This is a genomic window from Antarcticirhabdus aurantiaca, from assembly GCF_009765365.1.
Classification (GTDB): Bacteria; Pseudomonadota; Alphaproteobacteria; order Rhizobiales; family Rhizobiaceae; genus Antarcticirhabdus; species Antarcticirhabdus aurantiaca.
Window position 1 is genome coordinate 40,464 of record NZ_VTOM01000014.1, and the last position, 25,035, is coordinate 65,498.

The window sequence follows — 25,035 nt, forward strand, 5'->3', positions numbered from 1 at the left end:
GGCGGTCGCGGGCTGCCGGATCGTGGGAGGACAGGATGGATCGGGACGCACAGGAAACCGTCGGCTTCGTCGGCGTCGGGCTGATGGGGCACGGCATCGCCAAGAACCTCGTCGAGAAGAACTATCCGCTGACCGTGGTCGGGCACCGCAACCGCGAACCGGTCGAGGACCTCGTGGCGCGCGGCGCGCGCGAGGCGACGTCGCTGGCCGATCTCGCGGCGGCGTCCACGGTCGTCTTCCTCTGCCTCACCGATGCGGCGGCGGTCGAGTCGGTCGTCGCGGCCCTGGAGCCCGCCTTGCGCACGGGAAGTGTGATCGTCGACTGCTCGACCTCCGATCCCGTGGTGACGGAGCGCCTTGCCGCCCGCCTGAAAGCGCGCGGCGTCGACTATTGCGACGCGCCGCTCGGCGGCACGCCCGCCCAGGCCGAGACCGGCGAGCTGCAGGCGATGGTCGGCGCCGAGCCGGCGGTGTTCGCCCGGCTCGAGCCGGTCTTCGCCGCCTGGACGGCGCGCACCGTCCACATCGGCGGCGTCGGCGACGGGCATCGGATGAAGCTGATCAACAACTTCCTGTCGCTCGGCTACGGGGCCATCTACGCCGAGGCTCTGACGATCGCGCGAAAGTCCGGCCTGTCGGTCGAGCAGTTCGACCGCGTGATCCGCGGCAGCCGGATGGACTGCGGCTTCTACCGCACCTTCATGGGCTACGCCCTGGAGGGCGACCGAAACGCCCACAAGTTCACCCTCGCCAACGCCTACAAGGACATGCGCTACGTCGAGGCGATGGCGAACGCGTCGGGCTGTGCCACGACCGTGTCGAGCGCGGTGAAGAACACCTACGCGCTCGCCGTCTCCTCAAGCGGCGGCGGCCCGGACGACTACGTGCCCCACCTCGTGGATCACGTGGCGAAAGCGAACGGCGCGGGTTGAGGCGGGATCGAGCTCCCGACGGTGCCTCGCGGTTCGGTTCGTCCGGGCTTTCGTGTTCCGTCCCGGGGAGCGCGCGAGACGGCTCTCACGCGTCGCGCGGACGGTTCTCGATGCTTGCCGACGCGCGGCCTAGGCTCCGCTCCTCGCAGCGAAGAAGTACGTCTCGCTCTAAGCTTCTGGTGCAGCATCTCAGCCCTGCCGATAGGCTCGTTCTGCCCGCCCGAACGTGTACTCGTAGGTGCGGAGCGAGTCGGCGAAGAAGCGCTCGGCTGTCGTGACGAGGCGAGGCAGGATGCGCAGCACCTGCCCCTTGGCGCCGGCCCGCTCCATGAAGCCGGCCTCGATCGCGGCGGTCAGGAGGTTACGCAGATGCGAGCGCGAGCGGCCGATGGCGGTTCCCAGCGCCACGATCGTCGCTTCTTCCATCTCGGCCCGTCCCGTATCCGAAAGGTGCTTCAAAACGGCGTTTACCAGCAGGCCGCCGCTACCGCGCGAGATCAGGGCCGTATAGTCAGGGTCGTGCCCGAGAACCAGCCGAGCCGTTGCCAATGCTTCCTCGTCGGTCGAGATCCGTCCGAGGACTGGCAGGAACTCGACGTCGCGCTTCAGGATCAGGTCGAAGGCGGGATTGGGAAACAACAGCTGCAGGGGATGGAAGTAGAGATCCAGCATCGCCGCGTGCCACAGACCGAGCGGCTCGAGGGGACGGATCGCGCGCACGCGGCGGTCGTCGGGATGCGGCGTGATCTCGATGAAGCCGGTCGCCACCAGCCGTGCGAGATAGGCGTCGACTTGGCGGGCGCTGTAGAGGCCGAAGGCCTCCATCCGTTCCTTCAGCCGGGTGGGCGTCAGGACCGAGTGCCGGTCGCCGGCGACGCCGAGTGATCTCGATATGATGCCGATGAGAACTGTGCGCCGAACGTCGGACGGCATGCGACCCGGAAACATCCGCGGTCCGTAGACCTCGAGGTTCCGCTCCAGGTTCCAGGCGCGCGCCTCCGCGAAGCGAGGATGATCGAGGATCGCTTCGGGAGGGCGCAGGACGAACGACGCTCCGTCCGATGGCGGATTTGCGGATTGGCCAGGCAGCGGGCCGGCATCCGCGTCTACAGGGTTTGACTGCGGGGCCGTCGGATCCGCCTTCGTTGTCACGCGCATGCAAGGCCAGATCGATATCGAGTCATCATTCCGCTTCGTCGTGGTGCCGCCTCAAGCGCGGCCCATGGCGCCTGCGCTGGCCTCGCCCGTCAAGTCCTTGATCCAACACATCAGGACGTCCGGCCTGTCGCCGTCCGCAGCGGGCAGCGACACCTCGCCGGCGCGTACGTCGCGGGGAAGGAGGCTATAGCGGGCCTTGAACGCGCGGCTGAAGGTCTTCTCGTCGGAGAAGCCGGTGGCGTAGGCGACGCTGGACACGCGAGGACGCCCGCCCTTCGCGGCAGGACGCGCGAGAAGACGACGCGCCGCGGCGAGGCGGCATTCGCGGATGTAGTTGCCGACGCCCCCGTCCTCGACGAAGTCGCGGTAGAGCGTGGCGCGCGACAGGCCGAAGCGCTGCTGGACGAGGGCGGCGTCGAGTTCGTGCAGGCCAATATTGTCCTGGATGAACTTGCGGATCTCGATGCGCTTGCGCATCGAGGCGTCGGTTTTGCGCAGCGTCGCGCCGCGCAGGAAGGTGCCGAAGAGGCGCCCCGCGGTGACGTTGAGTCCCGGTAGATGGTGGGGCGACAAGCGGTCGCTGCAGCCGATGATCTCGCGCAGGCACGAGAACAGGATCTGACCGATGGGATCGGCGGCATAGTCGAGGACGGCGCCGTGATACTGCTCGAGCGGCAGGCCTTCTTCGGCGAGGAACGCACGCGGCACCAGAACGTTGACCGTTTCCGCCGCCTGATCGGAGTGAACCGTCAGGGGTTGTGAAAGGTCGTAGACGATCGCCGCCCTGCCTTGAGCGACGCTCGAGCCGGCATCCGTCGTCATGCGGCAGCCGCCCTTCATGTAGAACTGCATGACGAGGTGGTCGACGCCCTGGCGTGCAGCCTTGCGGGCCGAGCGTTCGAGATCCTGTGCCGGAGTTGAAACGTCCCCGACAAGAATTCCGCCAAGGTGGAGGTTCGTCATCGACGGCATCGATCCCATATCCGTCTCCGCCCGCTGGGAGAGATCGAAGAAGGGGGAAAGATGATGCCTCCAACTGTCCCAAAGAACGTGAGGCTCATGGCAAGCAAATGAATCGCGGGCGACAGACGTCATCTTGAGGCGTGATCTTGCAGTCGCGGACGACGCGCTGTGTCGGCCGGATGAATTGAAGCTGTGATGGAAAGTGCTGAACCGCAACCGCGGGTTAACTGCTTGGTAGTATTTACGATTGCGTAGCCGGCAAGGCAAGCGGTCGCGGCTGACAAAAACTGCGCGTAATTTCGGCCTACCGCGCGCAGATCGTCCCACGACGAAGCGAGCGGCCGGGGAGGAGTGAGACCCCCGGCCGCTCGCGGCGACCCGTCCGAACCGGGCGGACCCAAGCCTGCCCGGTTCGGCCGCCGTGCCTTACTGGAAGAGGCGGAGGACCTGCTGGGCGCCCTGATTGGCCAAGGAGAGCGACTGCACGCCGAGCTGCTGCTTGACCTGCAGGGCCTGAAGCTTGGTCGATTCCTCGGTGATGTCGGCATCCACGAGGGCGCCGACACCCTTGTCGATCGTGTCCATAAGGCTGTTCACGAAGTTCTGCTGGAGGTCGATGCGCTTGGAGGCCGAGCCGAGATCGGAGGCCGCCGCGATGACCTTCTTGCGGGCGGCGTCGACAACGTTCAGGTATGCGTCGATTGCGGTCTTCTGTTCCGTACTCGAGAGCGACGTGAAACGGCCGTCTGTCAGATCAATTTCCGCCACCGACATGGTGTTGGCGCCGGCGCTGGGCGTGATGCCCGTCACCGCCACCGATCCGGCGCCCGGACCTCCGACGCGGGTCAGCGTCAGCACGTTGCCCGGCGCGGATGCCGTTACCCGTCCCCCGATGCCGGCTGTCGTGAAGGCGCTGTTGAGCACCGCCGCATAATCGGCGCCGTTCCGGATTTCGCCGTTCTGACCGGGCAGGGCGGCTTCGACGCGATCGCGATCGACCGTGATCGCGGTCATGGCTTCGCCCGGCAGACCTGTGTCGAGCACGATGTTGAACGAGATGCTGTCGTTCGCGCCGATGGTCTGGGGACCGGCGAAGGTCGTGCCGCTCGCCAGGACCGCCGTGGAGGCGGACGAGACGTTCGAGCCGTTCCGTGTGATGCCGAGGTTACCCGTTCCTGCCTGAAGGCCTGCGGTCGACATCGAATTCACCGGGGTTCCCGTTCCGTCCAGCGCGGTGACGTTGGAGATCGCGAGGTAAGACGTGGCGCCCGTCGCAACGGTTTTCAGCGTCATGGCGTAGGGGGTGGGGGTGGCAGACGCGCCAGCGACACCAAAGGTCACGACGTTTCCGCCGAACTGAGCGTCGAGGGCGTTCTGCATCCGCGTCTTGAAGATGTCGGCATCCGTTGCCTTGGCGGCATTGGTCCCGAGCATGCCATCGGTGAAAACGGAAACGGTCTTCTCCGTGCCGCCGACATTGATCGTGATCGAGATACGGTCGCTGCCCTTGACGAGAGTGTTGTCGAAGACGCCGACGATCTGCTCCGGAGCTGTCGCCTTGCCGTAGCCGACGACGCCGGCACCGGCCGTCTTAACCGGGTTGGCCGCGTCGGTGTAGTAGTTTGAGATCGAGTTCTCGGCCAAGCCGAGGCGGCTGCCCGCGGATCCGACCGTGGAAGCTACGCCGTAGATCGAAGCCTGGACGTTGCTGATGCCGACGGACATGTCGGCACCCTTCTTGCGGGTCTCGACGCTGAACACGCCGCCTGTCTGCTTCACGTCGATGTCGCCAGAAGCGTAGTCCGCGCCGGTACCGTTGAATTTCCAGGCACCGCCCGCGCCCGTTCCGCCGGTGAGGAAGGCGTCGTTGATTTTGTTCTGGAGGAAGGTCTCCCACTCCGCGGCAGTCGGCTGCCCCGCCGTCGTCCAGGCCGCGATTCCGCCAGGCGCAAACTCGCTCTGGGTGAAGGTGTGGTTGATCTGCCGAACGGTCGAGCCATACTGCACGGTGAAGGAGAAGGTGTCCCCGGCGGTCAGGCCAGCACCGTTGTAGCGCACGTCGCCGGTCGCCGTAGCGTTTGCTGCCGCCAGGCCAGCACGCCCGGCAAGGTTGCCCGTGCCCGAAATGCCTGTGATCTGGATCGATTCCTTCGAGCCCTTGACGGCGGTCGCGACCGCGGTGACGCCGGCATTCACCTGGATGTCGTTGGCGACGTAGAGGCGACCGTTGTGGGTCGACCGGGTTCCGGCAAATTGCGCCTGAATCGCGGAATTCATGAAGCCTTGCAGATCGGCAGCGGAAGTTGTGCCGGCAGCGAATGTGACGCCGTTATTGCCGTTGCCGATCGTAATGGTTTTCGGAACGCCGTTGTAGTTGACAGTGAAGGTCAGCGTGTCAGTAGCAGTCGTGGTCAGCGGTGCGAAGGTGCCGCCGAAGTTCATCGTTGCAACGGTAGAGCTGCCATGAGCGGCGGGAACGGCGAACACGGTGGCGGCGGGGCCGTTCATCTCGGCCGAAGCTTCGAAGGAAGCGCCGAACTTCGGAGCCGGCAGCGAGCCGGTCGTCAGCAGGCCCGCGGTGCTCGTCGTCACGCCGTCGCCGTCGACCGGCGTAATCGCGCCGACCGAGATGGTCGAGGAGGTGCCGGTGCTGGTGGCGGTCTCGATGGTGACCATGCCACTCGTGCCGGTGGTCGAGCCGCCGACCTTTACGACCGCCTTGCTGTTGCCGACGGCAAGATCGACGGCGCTCTGCAGCGACGAGACGAAATTCGAGTTGTCCAGTCCGGTGGTGTCGAGTCGAACGGTGTTCGACGTGCCGTCGACGTTGAGCGTGAAGGTGATTTTGTCGCCGCCGCTGACGCCAGCCAGATTAAGCGTGCCGAGCTCGACCTTCGCGCCGGCAGCGAGGCTGCCTGCGCCGCCGGTGGCCGGAGCTGCGAAGTTGAGAGCGGTCGTGGAAGGAGCGACGCCAGCCGAGAACCCGGCGTTGTTCATGTTGCCGCCGGTCGCGTTCTTCAGCGCGACTCGCGTGTCGAGGATGCCCTTGTTGGCGATGGTGTTGTTTGAGTCGAAGAGCTTGACGTTCGCGATATTGATATCGATCGTGCCGAGCGTGATCGCGCCAGACGATGCACGATTGAACGAGGCGACGACACTCTTGTCATTCGTATAAAGAGAGGGGTTGGTGGAATTGACCGAAAGCCAATTCTCACCCGAGAACACCGCGGATTCGGCGTTCGACTTCAATTGATTTTGGAGCTGCTTGATCTGAGCCTGGATCTTGGTGCGGTCGACGCCGTCTTGGCGGGCCGAAGACACGAGCTTGGTCAACTCGTCGAGGACATCCTTCGCCGAGTTTAGACCCTCATAGGCCGTGTCGACGGTCGCCGCGCCCAGGCTGAGGGCGTCCTTGACGGTGGCGAGCGACTTGTTGTCGGACTTCAGGGTCGTGGAGATCGACCAATAGGCGGCGTTGTCCTTGGCTTCGCCGATCTTCAGGCCGGTGGAGACGCGATTCTGCGTCGCTTCCATCGCGCTGTTGGTCGCCTGCAGGGTGCGCAGGGCCGTCATCGCGGCGATATTGGTGTTTACGCTGGTCATGACTTATCCCAAGTCAAATAGATTTCAAGGGACAGCGAAAGCAGTCTTCGCCGCATCATCATGATGCTGACGTTCTTATTGGTATTTGCTGCTTCTGGGTTCATTTTTACCGCCAGACCTTGCGCAAAGACTAACTTTATTCTTTTTGTTATTTCTTTATTTACTCTCTTCTTGTCTCGAAAAAGGGGCGTCGTGTCTCAGCGGCTGGCGCTGGTAGGTTTTTGTTAACCATTGGCTGCACGGCGGCGACGTCATGCCGAGGCCCGAGAGGCGGGCGCCGACCGGTGACGCGCGAACGAAAACGGGCCGCCCGGCACCGCCATCCTCGATGCTTCGAGGATGGCGGTGCCGGGCGGCCCGTGCGGTGATACGAGTTTGGGGGAAGGGCGCCGCGTCAGGCGGCGGGGTCGTCCTCCAGGACGTTGCAGAACCGGCCGCCGTGGAAGACGAGGGGTTGGTGGTCTCCGCCGGTCAGGCGCAGGACCTCGCCGACGATGATCTCGTGGTCGCCGCCGGGATAGCGGTGGGCGACGCGGCATTCGAGGTGGGCCATGGCGCCGGACACGAGCGGGACGCCGGTTTCCCCGTGCTTGATGGCGACGCCGGCGAACTTGTCGGGCGAGGGGCGGGCGAAGGCCAGCGCCGTCTCGCGCTGGTGCGCGGCGAGGATCGACACGCCGAAGTGCTCGTGGGCCCGGAAGAGCGACAGGCTCGGCGCCTTGAGCGCCAGGCTCCACAGGATCAGCGGCGGGTCGAGCGAGACGGTGTTGAAGGAGTTGGCCGTGACCCCCGCCCGGCCGAGCCCGGCGCCGCCCACCGTCATCACGGTGACGCCCGTGACGAAGCGGCCGAGCACCGAGCGGTAGGTGCGCGGGTCGACGGCGGGGCTGGGCGGAGCGGGAATGTTCACGGCGAGGGCGCTCATGGGAGATATCTCGAAAGGGATGGATCGTTGAGATCGAGATAGGGCTCGCCAGCCTTCAGCGATAACGATAAGAAATGAAGGTCCTCATCAGCTCGGCTGATAGCCCATGAATCTGCGCCAGCTCGCTTCCTTTGTCGGCGTCTACGAGGAAGGGTCGTTCAACAAGGCGGCGCGACGGCTTCACGCCACGCAGTCGGGCCTGTCCATGCAGATCCAGAACCTCGAGGCGGTGACCGGCGTCACGCTGTTCGAGCGCTCGGCGCGGGGCGTCGCGCCGACGGTTGCGGGGCGCAAGCTCTATGCCCGGGCGATCGAGATCCTGCGCGAGATGGAGAAGGCCAGGGCCGAGCTCTCGACGCTCGCCGGCGACGTCACCGGCACGCTGCGCGTCGGGCTGATGCCGACCTTCACGCGCGGCGTGCTCGCGCCGGCTCTCGCGAGCTTCACGCGCGACTACCGCCACGTCGAGCTGAAGATCGTCGAGGCCTACAGCGCCGTCCTCACCGAGGCGGTCGCGGCGGGCGAACTCGACTTCGCCGTCGTGCCGCGGGCGTCGCCGCGCGAGGGCGTGCGCTCGCGCCATCTCGGCACCGACAAGGAGATGCTGGTGGCGGGTGCCGGGCAGGGGCTGGCGCATCTCGCTCCGGCGGATTTTCGCGTGCGACGGAGCTTGAAGCTCGTCCTGCCGGCCCGCGGCAACGCGCGGCGCGACGGCTTCGAGGCCTTCGCCGAGGCGAACGGGCTCTCGATCGAGGCGATCATGGACATGGACGCGATGATCGCGACGCTGGAATTCGTCGCCAACTCCGACTGGATGACGATCCTCCCGGCCACGATCTGCTCGAACGACCTCGACGGGCGCGTGCGCACCCTTCACCCGATCCTCGATCCGCCGCTCACCGTCGACTACCGCGTCATCGAAGCGGCCAAGGGCGCGCTGTCGCCGGCCGCGACGCTGTTCCTGGATCGGCTGGAGCAGGAATATCGCGTGAGCGACGCGCGCTGGGCCGCGATCCTGGAGGTGACGGCGCAGCCGGTCGAGCCGTGAGATATCACGCCGCGTGATTGCCTCCATCAGAAATCATCGTTTCCCGCTGATAGGAGGGCCTCGCTAGACCTCGGGCACGACGATTTCTCCAGGAGGCGGCCCGCCATGCAGCTCGGCTTCTTCACCATGCCGATCCATCCGCTCGGGCGCGACTGGCGCGAAACGCTGCGGGAGGATCAGGACGCCTTCATCCTCGCCGACGATCTCGGCTTCTCCGAAGCCTATTGCGGCGAACACGTCACCGACCTCGCCGAGAACATCACCTCCTCGACCCTCTTTCTCGCTTCGCTCGCCGGGCGCGTGAAGCGGATGCGGCTCGGCACGGGCACGGTGAACCTGCCCAACATTCATCCCGCGCACGTCGCCGCGCAGATCTCCATGCTCGACCACATGCTGGACGGGCGGCTGAACTTCGGCATCAGCCCCGGCGGGCTTCTGTCGGACGCGGAGATCTTCGGGACGCTCGATCAGGACCGGAACGCGATGTTCCTGGAAGCGATCGACATGATCCTCGACATCTGGACGCTGGACGCGCCCTACAAGCTCAAGGGCCGCTACTGGACCGTCTCGACCGAGCGCCAGCTCCTGCCGGAGATCGGCCAGGGCATCGTCGGCAAGCCGCTCCAGCGCCCGCACCCGCCGGTGATCGTCACGGCCGTGGCGCCCTTCTCGAGGGGCGTGACCGCGGCGGCCGCGCGGGGCTGGGACCCGATCTCGGCGAACTTCCTGATGCCGAAATGGGTCGCGACCCACAAGGACTCCTACCTCCAGGGCTGCGAGCAGGGCGGGCGGCCGGGCGACCTGTCGAACTGGCGCGTTGCGAAGAGCGTGTTCGTGGCCGAGGACGCGGCGACGGCGAGAGCCTATGCCCGCGATCCCGACAGCCCCTACGTCTTCTACTACAAGCAGCTCCTGACGAAGCTCGTGAAGAACGGCCGGGCGAACCTCTTCAAGGAGGACCAGTCCATGTCCGACGAGGCGGTGACGCTGGACTACGTGCTCGACCGGCTGGTGATCCACGGCACGCCCGACAAGGTGGCCGACGAGATCCTGGCCTTCCGCGAGAGCGTCGGCCCCTTCGGCACGCTGCTCTATGCCGGGCACGACTGGAAGGACGAGGCGCTGGCGCGGCAATCGATGCGATTGATGGCCGAGACGGTCATGCCCGCGGTGAACGCCGCGGTCGGCGACAAGGTGGGTCTGGGGGAGGCGGCGGAATGAGCGGCGAAACGCGGATGGTGGAGTCGAACGGGGCGCGGCTGAACGTGCGGGTCGACGGGGACGCGGGCAAGCCCTGGCTCCTCCTGTCGAACTCGCTGGCGGCCGACCTCACCATGTGGGACGATCAGCTGGCCTGGCTGACGCGCACGCATCGCCTGGTGCGCTACGACACGCGCGGGCATGGGGGGAGTTCCGCGCCCGAAGGGCCTTACGACTTCCCGATGCTCGTCGCCGACATGGTGGCGGTGCTTGATGCCGTCGGGGCGGAGCGCGCCGACGTTCTGGCGCTGTCGCTCGGCGGCATGACGGCTCTCGGCCTCGCACTCGATCATCCGGAAAGGGTGGGGCGGATGGTGATCTGCGACGCGCGCGCCGACAACCCGCCGCCTTTCGTGCAGTCCTGGGACCAGCGGGTCGCGGCGATTCGCGAGGGCGGCATGGAGTCGATCGTTTCCGGCACGCTGGAGCGCTGGTTCACGGCAGCGGGCCGCGAGCGCAATCCGGCGGCGGCCGAGCGGGCGGCGCGCATGATCCGGGAGACGAGCCCGACCGGCTACGAGGGGTGCGCCCGCGCGCTGCAGGGCCTCGATTATCTGCGCCAGCTCGGCGAGCTGGCGCTGCCCGTCCTCTACGTCGTCGGCGAGGAGGACATGGGCGCGCCGAAGGCCGCGATGGAAGCCATGGCCGCGGCGACGCCGGGAAGCCGGCTCGCCGTTCTGCCGGGCCTCGCGCACGTGCCGAACATGGAGGACCCGCAGGCCTTCGAGGCCGCGGTCGCCCCCTTCCTCGGCCCAGGCGCGGCGGAGCCCGCCTGGGCCGCGGCCGTGGTAGGCTGACGCGATGGCTGGGATGAACGACAACCACGTCCTGCCGACGGTCGGCATCGTCGGGCTCGGCATCATGGGCTCGGCCTATGCCAAGAACCTGCGTCAGGCCGGCTTCGGCGTCGTCGGCTTCGACGTGTCGACGGAGGCCGGCGCGAGCCTGGAGCGGATCGGCGGACGCTTCCTCGACAGCCCGCGGGCCGTCGGCGAGGCGGCCGAGGTCGTGCTCGTGGCGCTCGCCTCCGTGCCGGTCCTGCGCGAGGCGGTGCTCGGCGAGAAGGGCGTCGCGGCGGGCATGCAGGCCGGCGGCGTGATCTGCGAGATGGGCACGCTGCCGCTCGACGCGAAGGAAGCGGTCCGCGACGCGCTGGCGCCCCGCGGCATCGCCGTCCTCGACTGCCCCGTCAGCGGCACGGGCGCGCAGGCGGCGGTGGGCGACCTCGTGATCTATGCGAGCGGCGAGGAAAGCGTCGTCGAGCGCGTCCGACCGATCTTCGAGGGCTTCGCGCGGCAGGTACGCTTCGTCGGCGGCTTCGGCGCCGGCATGAAGCTGAAATACATCGCCAACCTCCTCGTCACGATCCACAATCTCGCCGCCGCCGAGGCGCTGCTGCTCGCCGAGAAATCCGGGCTCGACCTCGACATGGTGCTCGAGGCCGTGGCGTCGGGCGCGGGGCAATCGCGCATGCTGGAAGTGCGCGGGCCGATGATGGTGCGGGGCGAGTACGAGCCGGCGACCATGAAGATGGACGTCTACATCAAGGACCTGACGCTGATCCTCGACCACGCGAAATCCGTGCGCGCGCCCGTGCCGCTGATGGCGGCGAGCCTGCCCTACTACGTCGCGGCGCTGGCGCAGGGACGCGACAAGGAGGACACTGCGGCGCTCTTCGCCGTGCTCCAGCAGATGTCGCAACCCGGAGGCAAGGCATGAACGGCGTCACGTTGAGCCAGGCCGACGCGATCGTCGACGCCACGCTGGAAGCGGGGCGGGCGAAGGGCGCGCAGCCGCTGACGGTGGCGGTGCTCGACGCCGGCGGCCACGTCGTCGTCCTCAAGCGCGAGGACGGCAGCGGCATCCTGCGCTGCGAGATCGCGACCGGAAAGGCCTGGGGGGCGCTCGGCATGGGCCTGCCGACGCGCACGCTGTTCGAGCGCTCGAAGACGGCGCCCGCCTTCTTCAACGCCATCGCAGCGGCCTCCGACGGGCGGCTGATCCCGGTGCCGGGCGGCGTGCTCCTGCGCGACGGCGAGGGGCGCATCATCGGCGCGGTCGGCGTCAGCGGCGACACTTCGGACATGGACGAGGTCTGCGCCTGCGCCGGCATCGCGGCCACGGGGCTCACCGCCGATACGACAACGGGAGCCGCCTGATGCGCATCTCGCTCGACGGGCAGGTGGCGCTCGTCACCGGGGCGGGCCGCGGCCTCGGCCGGGCCATCGCGCTGGCGCTGGCCGGCGCGGGCGCGGAGGTCGTTTCCGTCGCGCGCACGCCCGCCGACCTCAACAGCCTTCGCGAGGAGGGCGGGGCGCTGATCCGGCCGATGGTGGCGGACGTGCTCGACGCGTCGTTCTACGCGCAGGTCGAGGCGCTGGAGCGGCTCGACATCCTCGTCAACAATGCCGGCGGCAACAAGCCGATGCCGATGGTGGACGTCGACGACGAGACGCTGGACCGGCTGCTCGCCCTGAACATCCGCTCCGTCTACAAGACCGCGCAGGCCGCGGCTCGGCGCATGGTGGCGCAAGGCTCGGGCGTCATCGTCAACATGAGCTCGCAGATGGGACGCGTCGGCTCGCCGCGCCGCACCGTCTACTGCCTGTCGAAGCACGCGGTGGAAGGGCTGACCAAGGCCATGGCCGTGGAACTGGCCCCGAACGGCGTGCGCGTCGTGTCCGTCGCGCCGACCTTCGTCCTGACACCGATGACCGAGCCGATGTTCGCGAATCCGGACTTCTCGGCCTTCGTCATGGACCGCATCCCGATGAAGAAGCTCGCCAGCGTCGAGGACGTGGCGAACGCCGTCGTCTTCCTCGCTTCGCCCGCGGCGGGGCTGATCACCGGCGAGAGCCTGGCGATCGACGGCGGGTGGACGGCGCAGTAGGCGCGGACGCGTCCTCGGCGGCGAAGCCGCGCATCACGCTCGCCGCGCCGTCGAGAAAGGCGGCGACGGCGTTGGCGATCATCTGCTCCTTGCCGATCGGGCAGGCGAAGCCGTACACCACCTTCCGCACGCCATAGTAGAAGATGCCGCCGTGCAGCGTCCAGAAGAGTTCGACCTCTTCCGGCCGGATCGGCGCGTCCGGGTCGAGGCCGAGTTCGCGCCGCACAGCACGGGCCATCGGCATCAGGAGGTCGGTCTCGACGTTGACGACGTAGCGCGCGTTGATGTCGACGCCGCGAAGGCCGGCGAACATGTAGATGCGCAGCCATTCCGGCGTGAAGATCGTCTCGGTGTAGTCCTCGTAGAAATGCTGGAGACGCGTGCGCAGGGGCTCGCTCTCGTCCTCGATCATCCCCGACCAGCCGGGCTTCCAGCGGTCGAGGTAGATCTCCTTGTAGACCGCGGAGATGAGGTCGCCCTTCGAGGGGAAGTAGCGGTAGAGGAGAGGTTGCGTGACGTCGAGGCGCTGGGCGAGCTCGCGCGTGCCGGCGTCGAAGCCGACTTCGGCGAAGAGCTCCACCGCCTTCGACACGAACTCGCGATAGCGCTCCTCCGGCTTGATCCGCACGCGCCGGCGCTTCTCCGGCGGCGGGGCCGCCTCGTTTGCCGATGTTCCGGCGCTCGCCGCCTGTCTTCGCGCCATCGTCGTCAACCGTCCCATGCTGCGGTGCGGCGCTCCTTTCACACGGTCGGATTGTCCGTGTCGAGCCCCAGCGCGACGCGGCCATAGGCCGAAGCGGACGCGTCCATCGAGAAGGCGATATGGGCGGCGACGCCGTGCGCGTCCCGGAAGCGGCGCTGGACGGGACTGGACAGGTAGAGCGCGGCGGCCCCGCTCGCCGAGGTCACGGCGTCGACGGCCTGCGTGCACAGGCCCGTCGCGTAGGCGAGGTCGCGGCGGTAGGCGAGCTTCGTCAGGAGGTCCTCGCGCCCGCCGGCTTCTGCCACCCGCGTCGATTCCTCGCACAGGCCGATCATGATGCGGCGGGACGCGGCGAGCTTGGCGCCGACCTCGCCGATCCGGATCTGCGTCGACTGCAACTCGGCGAGCTTGGCGCCTGAATAACTGGCCGAGCGCGAGGAGGAGCGCGCGACGTAATCGTCATAGGCGGCTTCCGCGTTGCCGAGACCGACGCCCGAGAGGATCGCGGGAAACAGCGCGAAGACGGGGAGCTGGTAGAGCGGCGAGGGATTGACGCTCGCGCCCGGCGTCGGTCCACCCTTGAGGTCGGCCGCCGAGACGCTCATCGCCTCGGGAACGAAGACGTCCTCCAGGACGACGTCCTTCGAGCCCGTGCCCTTCAGCGCAACGGTGTGCCAGGTGTCGAGGATCTCGTAGTCCGAGCGGTGGACGAGAAAGACGCGGTGGTCGGGCGCGGCGCCTTCGTCCCGCACGATGCCGGCGAGCATGTTCCAGTCGGAGGGGTCGACGCCCGACGAGAAGGGCCAGCGGCCGGACAGGCTGTAGCCGCCCGGCACGCGCTTCACCTTGGCCGCGGGAAACACGAAGGACGAGGCGATCAGCGCGTCCGGATTCTCGTCCCAGATGCGGTTCTGTGCGTCCTCCGGAAACATCGCCAGCATCCAGTGGTGGCTCGCGAGGTTCGTCAGGTTCCAGGCCGTCGAGGCGCAGCCGCGGGCCAGGATCGCACCGATCTCGACGAGGCTGCGATAGGGCGCCTCCGAGCCGCCGCGGTGTTTCGGCTGGAGCATGCGGTAGAGGCCGGCGGCGTGGAGGTCCGCCTCGTTGTCGGGCGGCAGGCGGCGCATCTCCTCGGCGGAGCTGGCGCGGGCCTCAAGGACCGGCACCAGCTCGGCGGCGCGGCCGAGAAGCTCGGCATAGCTCGGCGGCTCGGCGGCGGCATTGCGGGGCAGGGGCTTCGTGACGGCGATGCTGGACATGGAACGGGTTCCTTCGCCGCTCAGGAGGCTTGGCGCCGGTTGTGGTAGAGGGTGGCCTCGAGGTTCTCGCCGCGCTGCTCGTGGCGCTCGGCGAGCTTCTTCCATTCCTTGATGCGCGAGGCGTCGAGGGTGGCGGCATCCGGCCAGTTGACCTCGACGAGGTTCCCGCCGGGATCGCGCAGGTACATCTGCACCGAGCCGTCCGGCATCTCGTTCACCGCGTTGCCGAAGGCGTCGTCGAGGAGGCCTTCGGCGCTCGCTCTCTCGTACACCTGCATGAAGTCGTCGACGTTGATCGCGAAGTGCTGGAAGCGCGGCACCGAATCGGGAAGCTGGAAGACGTGGATCTGCTGGTCGCCGCAGCGCAGGTACTGGGTGCGGAAGCCGAAATTGTAGGTCGGGATCCGCTCCATGCCGAAGAGGCTCTCGTAGAAGCGTACCGAGCGCTCGATGTCGGTCGAGCCGATGGAAAGATGGTTCAAACCGGTGGCGGACATGGCGTTTCCTCCCTCGCCGCATCATTTATCGATTGATAAATAAGCACGCTTCCGACGCGCTTGCAATTGCCCTCCCACCTTGACAGGACGGGCGGCTTAGTTTTCACTCGATAAATAAGAGCCGCAAACATGCGGCGTCGCCGCGCCGAGCGGCGAGGGCGCAGGCTGGGAGGCCCGGCGCTGCGAGGAGGACCCCCGAACATGATCCGCCACCTGAAGACCGCGCGAAGCGCCGAGGCCCGGGCCGTAGACGATGCGCGGGTGCGCGCCAGCGTCGAAGGCATCCTGTCCGACATCGAGGCGCGCGGCGATGCGGCCGTGCGCGAGCTGTCGCAGCGCTTCGACACCTATTCGCCCGAGAGCTTCCGCCTGTCCGAGCAGGAGATCGAGGCAGCGCTGTCGAAGGTCTCCAAGCGCGACCTCGACGACATCCGCTTCGCACAGACCCAGGTGCGCACCTTCGCCGAGCACCAGAAGGCCTCGATGCGCGACGTCGAGGTCGAGACGCTGCCGGGCGTCATCCTCGGCCACAAGAACATCCCGGTGAACGCCGTCGGCTGCTACGTGCCGGGCGGCAAGTATCCGATGGTCGCCTCCGCCCATATGAGCGTCGTCACCGCCAAGGTCGCGGGCGTGAAGCGCGTCGTCGCCTCGGCGCCGCCGCAGAACGGCGCGCCGCATCCGGCGATCGTCGCGGCGATGCACATGGGCGGGGCGGACGAGATCCTGTGCCTCGGCGGCATCCAGGCGGTCGGCGCGATGGCGCTGGGCACTGAAACGATCAAGCCGGTCGACATGCTGGTCGGCCCCGGCAACGCCTTCGTGGCGGAGGCCAAGCGCCAGCTCTACGGGCGCGTCGGCATCGACCTCTTCGCCGGTCCGACCGAGACCATGGTGATCGCCGACGAGAGCGTCGACGCCGAGATCTGCGCGACCGACCTCCTCGGCCAGGCCGAGCACGGACCGACCTCGCCGGCCGTGCTCGTGACGAATTCCGAGAAGCTGGCGCGCGAAACGATGGAGGAGGTCGAGCGCCTCCTGTCGATCCTGCCGACGGCCGAGATCGCCCGAGCCTCCTGGCGCGACTACGGCGAGGTGATCGTCTGCGACAGCTACGAGGAGATGCTTGCGGTATCCGAGGACGTCGCCTCCGAGCACGTCCAGGTCATGACCGACCGCGACGACTGGTTCCTCGAGAACATGACGAGCTACGGCGCGCTGTTTCTCGGACCCCGCACCAACGTCGCCTACGGCGACAAGGTGATCGGCACCAACCACACGCTGCCGACCAAGAAGGCGGGGCGCTACACGGGCGGTCTCTGGGTCGGCAAGTTCCTGAAGACCCATTCCTATCAGAAGGTCCTCACCGACGAGGCCGCGGCGATGATCGGCCGCTACTGCTCGCGCCTTTGCATGCTCGAAGGCTTCGCCGGTCATGCCGAACAGGCGAACGTGCGCGTGCGCCGCTACGGCGGCGACAACGTGCCCTACGCCGAAGCGGCTGAATGAGCGCGGTCCAGGGAGGGAGAGACGCATGCTGAAGGCAGGAATTGCCGGGCTCGGCTGGTGGGGTCGCACCATGGTCGGGCGAATGAAGGACTCGGAGAAGCTGCGCATCGTCGCCGCGGCCGACGTCGCGCCGGAGCGGCACGCGGAGTTCCTCGCGCCCCACGGGATCGACCTTTACGGCGACTTCGATCGCTTGATCGCCGACGACCGGCTCGACTGCGTCATCCTCTGCACGCCGAACAGCCTGCACACGGCGCAGGTCGCGGCCGCCGCGGCGCGCGGCCTCCACGTCTTCTGCGAGAAGCCGCTGGCGCTGACGCGGGCCGAAGCCGAGCGCTCGGTGGAGGCCTGCGCGAAGGCGGGCGTCGTCCTCGGCATCGGCCACGAGCGCCGCTTCGAGAACGCGATGGAGGAGCTGCGCCGCATGGTGCGGGCGGGCGAGCTCGGCACGGTCATGCATGCCGAGGCCAACTTCAGCCACGACAAGCTTGTCAACGTCGCCCAGACCGACTGGCGCCGCTCGTCGGCGGAGAGCCCCGCCGCCGGCATGACGGCCATGGGTATCCACCTCTCCGATGCCTTCGTGAACCTTTTCGGCCCGGCGAGCGAGGTCTTCGCCGCCACCGCCAACCGGGTGCTCCAGTCGGAGAACGGCGACGTCGTCTCGGCGCTGATCCGCCACGAGGGCGGGGCGACCTCCTATCTCAACGCCGTGCTCGCGACGCCGCTCTATCTCCGCTTCACCGTCTTCGGCTCGAAAGCCTGGGCCGAGATCCGCAACGACACCCATCCCGACACGCCCGGGCCGGCCACGCTGACCGTGCAGGTGACGGGCGAGGAGCCCCGCGTCACGCGCTTCGACTGGAACGACACGGTCAAGGCCAACCTCGAAGCCTTCGCCGAAGCGATCGAGGGCGGAGCCGACTATCCCTTCACCGAGGCCGAGAAGATCGGCAACATTGCCGTTCTGGAGGCGATCGCGCGCTCGGCGGCGACCGGCGAACTCGTCCAGGTGGCATCTATCGATCGATAAATTAAGTGAGCCGGCCACCGGGTCGATTGACCCGGTGGAATATCACGTTCAGTCTCGTGGAATATCAGGAAGACGGATAATCGATGAGCCTGGTACGGAACAAGATCTTCCAGATGGTGCGCAGCGAGATTCTCTCCTGCGAGCTCATGCCGGGCATGGAACTGCGCGAGGCGGATCTCGCCAAGCGCTACGGCGTCTCCAAGTCGCCGGTGCGCGACGCCATGCAGAAGCTGGAATTCGAGGGCCTCGTCGAGATCGAGCCGCGCCGGGGTCACCGCGTCCGGCCGATCTCGGTCAAGGACGCCGAAGACATCCTGGACCTGCGCATCATCCTCGACACCGGCGTGGTGAAGCGGATCGTCGAGATCGCGAGTGCGGACGACCTGTCCTCGCTCGATCGCTACCGCACCGCCGACATGTCGTCGAAGGAAGTCTTCGCCAAGTACAACAGGCAGTTCCACACCGCTCTCGCGACGCTGTCGGGCAATCTGCGCCTCGCCGAGGAGTGCCGGCGGGTGATGGAGTTCTACGGCCGGCTCTGCATCGTGTCGCTGTCGAGCATCGGTTCGGGGCCGTTCGACCAGCCGCTCGCCGATCACGTCCAGATCATCGACGCGCTTCAGGCGCGCAACGCTTCGAAGGCCGCGAAGCTGGTGCGGGCGCATATCGACACCTCGCGCGCGCAGATCATGCGCGGGCTTCAGAGCCGACCGATCGTCGGCTGAGCCGGGCGCTCCGGCGCCCGCCCGAGTTCCTCGCCCAGCGATGGGCGGGCAGACAAGAAAGCCCCCGGAAAACGAGGGGCTCACACACGGAAACGATCGGGCGCGGCCTCGGCCGGCCCGGACCAGGGGCCCCTGCGCGCTTGTCGGCGCGCCGGAGGGCCGCGCATTGGGAGGAACCAGAGGTGAACTCAATCGCGATCGACAGGAGCAGCGCCGCCGCGAGGCCCGTGCCCGCCCGCCCGCGGGTGGTCGGCGGCGTCAGCGCTGGCGAGACCGTCATCGAGGCGCGCGGCGTCACGAAAACGTTCGGCGACGGCAGCGTCGTGGCGCTGGAGGGCGCGAGCTTCGAGGCGAAGAAGGGCGAGTTCATCTCGCTCGTCGGCCCGTCCGGCTGCGGCAAGTCCACGCTCCTGCGCATCATTTCGGGGCTCATCCCGAAGACCGGCGGCAGCCTGTCCGTTCACGGCCGGGAAGTCACCGAGCCGCGCAGCGACATCGGCATGATGTTCCAGAAGGCGACGCTTCTTGAATGGCGCACCGCCATCGAGAACGTCCTTCTGCCGACCGAGCTGCAGCGCCGCGTGACCGCGGACGACAAGCGGCGCGCCGCCGAGCTCCTCCACATGGTCGGCCTGAAGGACTTCGAATTCGCCTTTCCGCGCCAGCTCTCCGGCGGCATGCAGCAGCGCGTCGCGCTCGCCCGCCTGCTCCAGACCGGCGCCGACATCCTCCTTCTCGACGAGCCCTTCGGCGCGCTCGACGAGTTCACCCGCGAGCGTCTGAACGTCGAACTGATGCGCGTCGTCGCGGAAGTCGGCGGCACGACCTTCTTCGTCACGCACAACATCCAGGAGGCGATCTTCCTCGCCGACCGCGTGATGGTGATGACCCCGCGCCCGGGACGCCTCGCAAAAATCGTCGACGTGCCCTTCGAGCGCCCGCGCGACCTCTCGATCCAGCAGAGCCCTGAGTTCAACGCCCTCGTTTCCGAGGTGCGCGACGTCCTCGGAGGGCACTGATGAGCGTCGCCAACGACCTTGCGGTTCCCGTCGGCACGGGGCTCGGCCTTTCGCCGGCGCGCGCCCGGCTCGCCCGCAACCTCGCCATTTTCGGGACCATCGTCGTCCTGTGGGAGGCCGCATCGCGGCTCGGGCTGATCGACCCGCTCTTCCTGCCCGCACCGAGCGCGATCGTCGCGGCCTTCGTCTCGCTCTACGTCACGGTCGGCAATGCCTGGTACCATCTCGGCATCACGCTGGTCGAAGTCTTCGCAGGCTTCTTCGCGGGCTCGGCGCTCGGCATCGGCCTCGCCATCCTCGTCGGGCTGAACGCGACGCTCCGGCGCTTCATGAAGCCCTACATCATCGTCCTGGAGGCGACGCCGCGCATCGCGGTGGGCCCGATCATCATCGCGGCGCTCGGCTTCGGCTGGACCTCGAAGATCGCGATCGTGATGCTGGTCTGCTTCTTCGCGCCCTTCGTGAACACGCTGAGCGGCATGCTGAGCGTCAACGAGGACGCCAGGGAGATGTTTCGCTCGTTGGGGGCCTCCAAGTGGCAGGTCTTCCGCAAGCTGATGCTGCCCGACGCCATGCCGATGATCATGGCGGGCCTGCGCCTCGCCATGGCCTCGGCGCTCAGCGGCGCGCTCGTCGCCGAGTTCATCTCGGCCAACGAGGGCATGGGCGTCCTTCTCAAGCGCTACACCTCGACGCTGAACATGGACGCAACCTTCGCCTGCCTGCTCACGCTGACGGCGCTCGGCTTCCTGATCTTCCGCTCGATGGAGCTGATCGACGAGCGTCTCGTCTTCTGGCGCTCGGACGCCCGCGCCGCGGCGGTCGGCAGGCGCCGCGCCAACGCCTTCCGCAGTGCCGCGATCGCACGGGGAGCCTGACGCCATGACCGACCTCACCCAGACGACCCCGTCGCCCGCTCTGCGCTGGTGGAACCTTTCCGCGGTCCTCGGCCGCGTCGGCCTCCACCTCGTGATCTTCCTCGGCATTCTCGCGGCCTGGGAGGCGGCCGGCCGCTTCGGCCTCTTCAACGATTACCTCGTGCCGCGCCCGAGCCGCATCGCGACCGCCATCGGCCGGCTCTACGTCACGCAGGGCGCCATCTACTGGCACTTCTTCGTCACGCTCTTCGAGGCGGTGGCCGGCTTCCTGGTGGCCGCCGCGGTCGGCATCGGGCTCGCCGTCGCCTCGGCGCTGAACGAGAGCTTCCGCCGCTACGTCGCGCCCTATGCGATCGTCCTGAACGTTACGCCGGCGCTGGCGCTGACGCCCATCGTGATCGCCTGGTTCGGCTTCGGCTGGAGCTCGAAGATCGCGCTCGGCGCCATCATCGCCTTCTTCCCGATCTTCGTGAACACGCTGACCGGCCTCATGGAGACCGACGCCGACCGGCACGAGATGTTCCGCTCGCTCGGGGCGAAGAACAGGCAGCTCTTCTGGAAGCTGCGCCTGCCGGCGGCCCTGCCGATGATCTTCGCGGGCCTCAAGATCGGCATGACCTCGGCACTCGTCGGCGTGATCGTCGCGGAGTTCACGCAGGCGACCGAGGGCGTGGGGGTTCTCATGAACCGCTACTCCTTCCAGCTCGACATGGCCTCGGCCATCGCGACGCTGCTCTCGATGTCGCTAATGGGGCTCCTGCTCTTCACGCTGATGGAAATCCTCGACGACCGGATCGTCTTCTGGCGGCGGGACGCGCGCATGGCGGCGGTGGGCAAGGCGCGAGCGAGGCGCGCTCTGTCCTGGCGGACGAAACCCGCCGCCGCGCGCAAGGACTGAAAACTTCAAGCAAAAACAAAGTGGAGGATCCGACATGCCTATGAAGACCCTTGCCGCGCTCCTGCTCGGCGCCGCCAGCATCCTGCCGGGGGCGAGCGCCTTCGCCCAGGAGGTGAAGCAGCTCAACGTGATCATGCCGCTGCCGCGCTCGGCGAACTTCTACCCGCTGATCGCCGGCGAGGCGCTCGGCTACTTCGAGGAGGAGGGGGTCTCGGTGAACCTCCTGCCGTCCTCGACGGCGATCCCCTTCATCGCCTTCGTCCAGAACGGGCAGGCCGACATCGCCATGCTCGACGCGCCGCAGACCTTCCAGGCCGCGCAGTCGGGCGCCGACTTCAAGATCGTCTACGAGGTGATGCAGCGCGCGCCGGAGGGCATCTTCGTCTCGGCCGAAAGCCCCTACAAGGACGTCGCCGAGCTCAAGGGCACGACGGTCGGCCTCGTCGCCGACCGCGACCGCACGACGCTGACCATCGCTCTCGACGCGCGCGGCGCCTCGATCGACGACGTCACCACCGTCGTCGTCGGCGAAGCCGGCCCGACCTTGGCCGCTGCCGTGCGCGACAACACGGTGTCGGCGATCTCGGGCGCCGTGCCGGACTGGCTGTCCATGCAGGCGGCCGGCCTCAAGATCCGCACGATCACCCCGGAAGAGGTGTCCGTGCAGCCGGCGAACTCCTTCGCCGTGTCGGGCAGCCGGATGGAGGAGTTGAAGGAGCCGCTCGAAGGCTTCTTCCGCGCCTGGTCGAAGGGCATGATCGCCGCCGACTACGATCCCGATGCCGTCGCCGCCATGACCAAGGCCGCGGTGCCGGAGGAATGGGCGAGCGACGAGTTCGGCCGCGCCTTCTTCGACGCCTCCGTGCCGATGAACCGCTCGCAGACCGAGCGCCTCGGCGATCTCCAGGCACAGGTCTGGAAGGACGTCCAGCCGCCGATGATCAAGGTCGGCGCCATCGACGGCGAGGTCGACCCCTCGACCTTCCTCGACGACCGCTTCATCGGCCCGGCCAACGACTTCGACCGCGAGAAGGTCAAGGCCGACGTCGCGGCCTGGAAAGAAGCCAACATGTGAGCCGCCGGCCCGCCGCCGCAGCGCGCGGCGGGCCTCGCCCTCCAGTCTTTCGACACCACCCCGTTCGCCCGCGCGCTCCGCGCCGCGGACCGGCGGCCCTCATCTTCGCAAAAGGACAGTTCCATGCCGCATTCCGTCATCGACACCGCCTCGCTCGGCGACGCCGTCAACCGCTACGGCGCGACCGCCGCTCGCAAGGCCTCGCCCGAGAAAGGCCGCGTCAAGACGAAGACGGTCGACATCCACTCGCACATCGCGGTTCCCGAGGCCGCGCGCTTCGCGCAGCCGCACCTGAACTTCACCGACATTCCGATGGTTCGGCACTCGAACGATCAGACCAAGTCGATCAACGGGCAGCAGGACAAGGACCGCACGGTCGCGATGACCGACATGGAGGATCGGCTCGCCGTCCTCGACGCGATGCGCATCGACTTCCAGCTCGTCGCTCCGCCGCCCTTCCAGTGCTACTACACGCTGCCGACCGAGGAGGCCGTGAAGGCCACCAAGATCGTCAACGAGGGCATCGCCGCCTTCGTGAACAAGCGCCCCGACCGCTTCGCGGGCCTCGGCACGGTGACGCTTCAGGACGGCGCGACGGCGGCGGAGGAACTCTCCTTCTGCGTGAACGACCTCGGCCTGAAGGGCGTGCAGGTCCTCACCAACGTCAACGGCAACGAGCTGTCGGCGCCGCAGTACGAGCCGTTCTGGCGGAAGGCGGAGGAGCTCGGCTGCCTCGTCATGATCCACCCCAACGGCTTCACCGAGGGGCGGCGCTTCGAGGAACACTACTTCTCCAACGTCATCGGCAACCCGCTGGAAACGACCGTTGCGCTGCACCGCTTGATCTTCGACGGCGTTCTCGAGCGCCTACCGAACCTGAAGATCCTCGCCGTTCACGGCGGCGGCTTCCTGCCGGCCTATTCGGGCCGCATCGACCACGCCTGGGGCGCGCGCCAGGACTCGCGGGCCGGCCTTCCGAAGCCGCCGACCGAGTACCTGAAGAAGGTCTATTTCGACAGCGTCGTCTTTACGCCGCATCAGCTCGAATACCTCGTGAAGCTCTACGGCGCCGACAAGATCGTCATGGGCACCGACTACCCCTACGACATGGCCGACTACGATCCGGTCGAGCACATCCTCTCGACCCCGCTCTCGGACGAGGAGCGCTCCAAGGTCGCGGGCCTCACCGCGCTGAAGCTCCTCGGCATCTCGGCCTGACCGCCGTCTGACATCGAGCCCGGCCGCGTCGAGGAGGCGCGGCCGGGCTTTCGCGTTTTCGAAGAAACCGGGAGGAGACCGAACATGCCCAAAATGAGCGACCGCATTCCCTACGAGGCCTTTGTCGACCGCCCGCGGCTGGAGCTGCCGGGCGGCGCGCGCGTGGCGGTCTGGTTCATCGTCAACGTCGAGGAATGGTCGATCGAGCGGCCGATGCCGCGCACCGTCCTGTCGGCGCCCATGGGCCAGCCCTTGATGCCGGACCTGCCGAACTGGGCCTGGCACGAATACGGCATGCGCGTCGGCTTCTGGCGCATCCTCAAAGCCCTCCAGAGCCGGAACCTGCGGGCGACGATGGCCCTCAACGGCAACGTCGTGAACTCCTATCCGCGCATCGCGCAAGCCGCGCGCGACGCCGACTGGGAGTTCATGGGCCACGGCTTCGTCCAACGCCCCATGCACCACCTCGAGGACCAGCGCGACCAGATCGCCAAGACCGTCGACGCGATCCGCGGCTTCACCGGCAAGGGGCCGGTCGGCTGGGAAAGCCCCGGGCTGACGGAGACAGAGGACACGCTCGACTACCTGCGCGAGGCGGGGATCGAATACGTCGCCAACTGGGTGGTGGACGACCTGCCCTGCGAGCTCTCGACCCGCCACGGCCCCATGCTCTCGGTGCCCTACAGCGTCGAGACCAACGACATCGTCGTCCATGCCGTCGAGAAGCTGCCGTCGGACGCGTTCATGCGCCGCACGATCGACCAGTTCGACCGCCTGTACCAGGACGGCGAGGAGAACGCCCGCGTCATGGCGATCAGCCTCCACCCGTATCTCACGGGCGTGCCGCACCGGATCGGCTATTTCGAGAAGCTGATCGACCACATCCTCGGCCACGACAAGGTCGCCTGGATGACCGGCGAGGAGATCGCCGCCTGGTACCGCGGGGCGACGGCCGGCAAGGCCTCGCAGGCCGCCTGATCCGATCTGGTCAGAGGCGGGTCATCACGAGGCCCGCCAGCACCAGCCCGCAGCCGGCGAGGCGCGTCCAGGACACCGGCTGCACGGCCAAGCCGAACAGGCCGAGCCGGTCCAGCAGCAGCGCCGCCGCAAGCTGCCCGAAGACCAGGGCGGCGACCGTCGAGACGACGCCGAGCTTGGGCACGCTCCAGATGAGCATGGAGACGTAGAAGGCGCCGAAGAAGCCGCCGATCCAGGCCCACCAGGGAACGCTCGTCGCGAAGAGGCCGCCGGCCGGCCACGAGCCGCGCACGGTCGAGACGACCGCGAGCACGGCGAACCCGACGAAGAAGGACAGGCAGCCGGCAACACCCGCGTCGCCGACGCCGCGGGCGAGCGCTGCGTTGATCGGACCCTGGATGGACAGCGCGCAGCCGGCGGCGACGAGCGCCGCGACGGCGAGGAGGATCGTGCTCGTCATGGCT

Annotated in this window: 23 protein-coding genes and 1 pseudogene; 16 read left to right on the forward strand and 8 right to left on the reverse strand. The window is 67.7% G+C overall.

Annotation, left to right across the window (positions count from 1 at the left end; translation table 11 throughout):
* Positions 1-23: 23 nt before the first annotated feature.
* A pseudogene (locus FZN60_RS16840) lies at positions 24-932 on the forward strand (NAD(P)-dependent oxidoreductase); the annotation flags it as partial.
* A 189-nt stretch (positions 933-1,121) separates the two neighbouring features.
* On the opposite strand, the gene FZN60_RS16845 reads toward FZN60_RS16840, so the two are convergent.
* The 4 genes from FZN60_RS16845 to FZN60_RS16865 all read right to left on the reverse strand — a co-directional run bounded on the left by FZN60_RS16845 (position 1,122) and on the right by FZN60_RS16865 (position 7,581).
* A complete protein-coding gene (locus FZN60_RS16845) occupies positions 1,122-1,865 on the reverse strand; it encodes a hypothetical protein (protein ID WP_158874664.1) in 744 nt (247 codons plus the stop codon).
* 276 nt (positions 1,866-2,141) lie between these two features.
* Positions 2,142-3,062: a helix-turn-helix domain-containing protein gene (locus FZN60_RS16850; protein ID WP_158874665.1), complete on the reverse strand. Its 921-nt coding sequence runs from the start codon at positions 3,060-3,062 to the stop codon at positions 2,142-2,144.
* A 417-nt stretch (positions 3,063-3,479) separates the two neighbouring features.
* Positions 3,480-6,656 (reverse strand): flagellin N-terminal helical domain-containing protein, encoded by a 3,177-nt coding sequence (locus FZN60_RS28950; RefSeq protein ID WP_246726882.1) that lies wholly within the window; start codon positions 6,654-6,656, stop codon positions 3,480-3,482.
* A 394-nt stretch (positions 6,657-7,050) separates the two neighbouring features.
* Positions 7,051-7,581 (reverse strand): flavin reductase family protein, encoded by a 531-nt coding sequence (locus tag FZN60_RS16865; RefSeq protein WP_158874666.1) that lies wholly within the window; start codon positions 7,579-7,581, stop codon positions 7,051-7,053.
* Between the two features lie 106 nt (positions 7,582-7,687).
* On the opposite strand from FZN60_RS16865, the gene FZN60_RS16870 reads away from it, so the two are divergent.
* From FZN60_RS16870 to FZN60_RS16895, 6 genes are all read left to right on the forward strand, one after another.
* Positions 7,688-8,629 (forward strand): LysR family transcriptional regulator, encoded by a 942-nt coding sequence (locus FZN60_RS16870; protein ID WP_158874667.1) that lies wholly within the window; start codon positions 7,688-7,690, stop codon positions 8,627-8,629.
* Positions 8,630-8,734: 105 nt separating this feature from the next.
* Positions 8,735-9,850, forward strand: a complete 1,116-nt coding sequence (locus tag FZN60_RS16875; protein ID WP_158874668.1) for an LLM class flavin-dependent oxidoreductase — start codon at positions 8,735-8,737, stop codon at positions 9,848-9,850.
* On the forward strand, positions 9,847-10,686 hold the full coding sequence (locus FZN60_RS16880) for an alpha/beta fold hydrolase (protein WP_158874669.1): 840 nt from the start codon (positions 9,847-9,849) through the stop codon (positions 10,684-10,686). The genes FZN60_RS16875 and FZN60_RS16880 overlap by 4 nt, the downstream gene beginning before the upstream one ends.
* A gap of 13 nt (positions 10,687-10,699) precedes the next feature.
* Positions 10,700-11,608, forward strand: coding sequence for an NAD(P)-dependent oxidoreductase (locus FZN60_RS16885; RefSeq protein WP_158874670.1), 909 nt, complete (start codon positions 10,700-10,702; stop codon positions 11,606-11,608).
* The gene (locus FZN60_RS16890) at positions 11,605-12,048 is read left to right on the forward strand and encodes a GlcG/HbpS family heme-binding protein (RefSeq protein WP_158874671.1); all 444 of its coding nucleotides are present in this window, start codon (positions 11,605-11,607) and stop codon (positions 12,046-12,048) included. The genes FZN60_RS16885 and FZN60_RS16890 overlap by 4 nt, the downstream gene beginning before the upstream one ends.
* Positions 12,048-12,779, forward strand: a complete 732-nt coding sequence (locus FZN60_RS16895; protein ID WP_158874672.1) for an SDR family NAD(P)-dependent oxidoreductase — start codon at positions 12,048-12,050, stop codon at positions 12,777-12,779. The genes FZN60_RS16890 and FZN60_RS16895 overlap by 1 nt, the downstream gene beginning before the upstream one ends.
* Here FZN60_RS16895 and FZN60_RS16900 read toward each other — a convergent pair.
* The 3 genes from FZN60_RS16900 to FZN60_RS16910 are packed head-to-tail and all read right to left on the reverse strand — an operon-like array spanning position 12,733 to position 15,238.
* Positions 12,733-13,482 (reverse strand): TetR/AcrR family transcriptional regulator, encoded by a 750-nt coding sequence (locus FZN60_RS16900; RefSeq protein ID WP_158874673.1) that lies wholly within the window; start codon positions 13,480-13,482, stop codon positions 12,733-12,735. The two genes, FZN60_RS16895 and FZN60_RS16900, sit on opposite strands and share 47 nt — an antisense overlap.
* Before the next feature lie 38 nt (positions 13,483-13,520).
* Positions 13,521-14,741 (reverse strand): acyl-CoA dehydrogenase family protein, encoded by a 1,221-nt coding sequence (locus FZN60_RS16905; protein ID WP_158874674.1) that lies wholly within the window; start codon positions 14,739-14,741, stop codon positions 13,521-13,523.
* 20 nt (positions 14,742-14,761) lie between these two features.
* Positions 14,762-15,238, reverse strand: coding sequence for a VOC family protein (locus FZN60_RS16910; protein ID WP_158874675.1), 477 nt, complete (start codon positions 15,236-15,238; stop codon positions 14,762-14,764).
* A 201-nt stretch (positions 15,239-15,439) separates the two neighbouring features.
* Between FZN60_RS16910 and hisD the strand changes: the two genes are divergently transcribed.
* The 9 genes from hisD to FZN60_RS16955 all read left to right on the forward strand — a co-directional run bounded on the left by hisD (position 15,440) and on the right by FZN60_RS16955 (position 24,571).
* Positions 15,440-16,747 (forward strand): histidinol dehydrogenase, encoded by a 1,308-nt coding sequence (gene hisD, locus FZN60_RS16915; RefSeq protein WP_158874676.1) that lies wholly within the window; start codon positions 15,440-15,442, stop codon positions 16,745-16,747.
* A 25-nt stretch (positions 16,748-16,772) separates the two neighbouring features.
* Positions 16,773-17,780: a Gfo/Idh/MocA family protein gene (locus FZN60_RS16920; RefSeq protein ID WP_158874677.1), complete on the forward strand. Its 1,008-nt coding sequence runs from the start codon at positions 16,773-16,775 to the stop codon at positions 17,778-17,780.
* A gap of 83 nt (positions 17,781-17,863) precedes the next feature.
* The gene (locus FZN60_RS16925) at positions 17,864-18,505 is read left to right on the forward strand and encodes a GntR family transcriptional regulator (RefSeq protein ID WP_158874678.1); all 642 of its coding nucleotides are present in this window, start codon (positions 17,864-17,866) and stop codon (positions 18,503-18,505) included.
* Positions 18,506-18,687: 182 nt separating this feature from the next.
* Positions 18,688-19,524, forward strand: a complete 837-nt coding sequence (locus FZN60_RS16930) for an ABC transporter ATP-binding protein (protein ID WP_246726883.1) — start codon at positions 18,688-18,690, stop codon at positions 19,522-19,524.
* Positions 19,524-20,402 carry an ABC transporter permease gene (locus FZN60_RS16935; protein WP_158874679.1) on the forward strand — a complete coding sequence of 293 codons (879 nt, stop codon included), beginning with the start codon at positions 19,524-19,526 and terminating at the stop codon, positions 20,400-20,402. The genes FZN60_RS16930 and FZN60_RS16935 overlap by 1 nt, the downstream gene beginning before the upstream one ends.
* Before the next feature lie 4 nt (positions 20,403-20,406).
* Entirely contained in the window at positions 20,407-21,300 is an 894-nt protein-coding gene (locus FZN60_RS16940; protein WP_158874680.1) for an ABC transporter permease, read from the forward strand.
* Between the two features lie 34 nt (positions 21,301-21,334).
* The gene (locus FZN60_RS16945) at positions 21,335-22,375 is read left to right on the forward strand and encodes an ABC transporter substrate-binding protein (RefSeq protein WP_158874681.1); all 1,041 of its coding nucleotides are present in this window, start codon (positions 21,335-21,337) and stop codon (positions 22,373-22,375) included.
* A gap of 123 nt (positions 22,376-22,498) precedes the next feature.
* The gene (locus tag FZN60_RS16950; protein WP_158874682.1) at positions 22,499-23,593 is read left to right on the forward strand and encodes an amidohydrolase family protein; all 1,095 of its coding nucleotides are present in this window, start codon (positions 22,499-22,501) and stop codon (positions 23,591-23,593) included.
* An 84-nt stretch (positions 23,594-23,677) separates the two neighbouring features.
* The gene (locus tag FZN60_RS16955; protein WP_158874683.1) at positions 23,678-24,571 is read left to right on the forward strand and encodes a polysaccharide deacetylase family protein; all 894 of its coding nucleotides are present in this window, start codon (positions 23,678-23,680) and stop codon (positions 24,569-24,571) included.
* Positions 24,572-24,581: 10 nt separating this feature from the next.
* Here the strand turns inward: FZN60_RS16955 and FZN60_RS16960 are convergent, their stop codons facing one another.
* Entirely contained in the window at positions 24,582-25,031 is a 450-nt protein-coding gene (locus FZN60_RS16960; protein WP_158874684.1) for a DMT family transporter, read from the reverse strand.
* Between the last annotated feature and the right edge of the window lie 4 nt (positions 25,032-25,035).

Excerpts from the sequence above, each read along its gene's own strand:
- FZN60_RS16845 (WP_158874664.1), bottom strand. The coding sequence starts at position 1,865 with ATGCCGTCCGACGTTCGGCGCACAGTTCTCATCGGCATCATATCGAGA.
- FZN60_RS16850 (WP_158874665.1), bottom strand. The coding sequence starts at position 3,062 with ATGCCGTCGATGACGAACCTCCACCTTGGCGGAATTCTTGTCGGGGAC.
- FZN60_RS28950 (WP_246726882.1), bottom strand. The coding sequence starts at position 6,656 with ATGACCAGCGTAAACACCAATATCGCCGCGATGACGGCCCTGCGCACC.
- FZN60_RS16865 (WP_158874666.1), bottom strand. The coding sequence starts at position 7,581 with ATGAGCGCCCTCGCCGTGAACATTCCCGCTCCGCCCAGCCCCGCCGTC.
- FZN60_RS16870 (WP_158874667.1), top strand. The coding sequence starts at position 7,688 with ATGAATCTGCGCCAGCTCGCTTCCTTTGTCGGCGTCTACGAGGAAGGG.
- FZN60_RS16875 (WP_158874668.1), top strand. The coding sequence starts at position 8,735 with ATGCAGCTCGGCTTCTTCACCATGCCGATCCATCCGCTCGGGCGCGAC.
- FZN60_RS16880 (WP_158874669.1), top strand. The coding sequence starts at position 9,847 with ATGAGCGGCGAAACGCGGATGGTGGAGTCGAACGGGGCGCGGCTGAAC.
- FZN60_RS16885 (WP_158874670.1), top strand. The coding sequence starts at position 10,700 with ATGAACGACAACCACGTCCTGCCGACGGTCGGCATCGTCGGGCTCGGC.
- FZN60_RS16890 (WP_158874671.1), top strand. The coding sequence starts at position 11,605 with ATGAACGGCGTCACGTTGAGCCAGGCCGACGCGATCGTCGACGCCACG.
- FZN60_RS16895 (WP_158874672.1), top strand. The coding sequence starts at position 12,048 with ATGCGCATCTCGCTCGACGGGCAGGTGGCGCTCGTCACCGGGGCGGGC.
- FZN60_RS16900 (WP_158874673.1), bottom strand. The coding sequence starts at position 13,482 with ATGGCGCGAAGACAGGCGGCGAGCGCCGGAACATCGGCAAACGAGGCG.
- FZN60_RS16905 (WP_158874674.1), bottom strand. The coding sequence starts at position 14,741 with ATGTCCAGCATCGCCGTCACGAAGCCCCTGCCCCGCAATGCCGCCGCC.
- FZN60_RS16910 (WP_158874675.1), bottom strand. The coding sequence starts at position 15,238 with ATGTCCGCCACCGGTTTGAACCATCTTTCCATCGGCTCGACCGACATC.
- hisD (WP_158874676.1), top strand. The coding sequence starts at position 15,440 with ATGATCCGCCACCTGAAGACCGCGCGAAGCGCCGAGGCCCGGGCCGTA.
- FZN60_RS16920 (WP_158874677.1), top strand. The coding sequence starts at position 16,773 with ATGCTGAAGGCAGGAATTGCCGGGCTCGGCTGGTGGGGTCGCACCATG.
- FZN60_RS16925 (WP_158874678.1), top strand. The coding sequence starts at position 17,864 with ATGAGCCTGGTACGGAACAAGATCTTCCAGATGGTGCGCAGCGAGATT.
- FZN60_RS16935 (WP_158874679.1), top strand. The coding sequence starts at position 19,524 with ATGAGCGTCGCCAACGACCTTGCGGTTCCCGTCGGCACGGGGCTCGGC.
- FZN60_RS16940 (WP_158874680.1), top strand. The coding sequence starts at position 20,407 with ATGACCGACCTCACCCAGACGACCCCGTCGCCCGCTCTGCGCTGGTGG.
- FZN60_RS16945 (WP_158874681.1), top strand. The coding sequence starts at position 21,335 with ATGCCTATGAAGACCCTTGCCGCGCTCCTGCTCGGCGCCGCCAGCATC.
- FZN60_RS16950 (WP_158874682.1), top strand. The coding sequence starts at position 22,499 with ATGCCGCATTCCGTCATCGACACCGCCTCGCTCGGCGACGCCGTCAAC.
- FZN60_RS16955 (WP_158874683.1), top strand. The coding sequence starts at position 23,678 with ATGCCCAAAATGAGCGACCGCATTCCCTACGAGGCCTTTGTCGACCGC.
- FZN60_RS16960 (WP_158874684.1), bottom strand. The coding sequence starts at position 25,031 with ATGACGAGCACGATCCTCCTCGCCGTCGCGGCGCTCGTCGCCGCCGGC.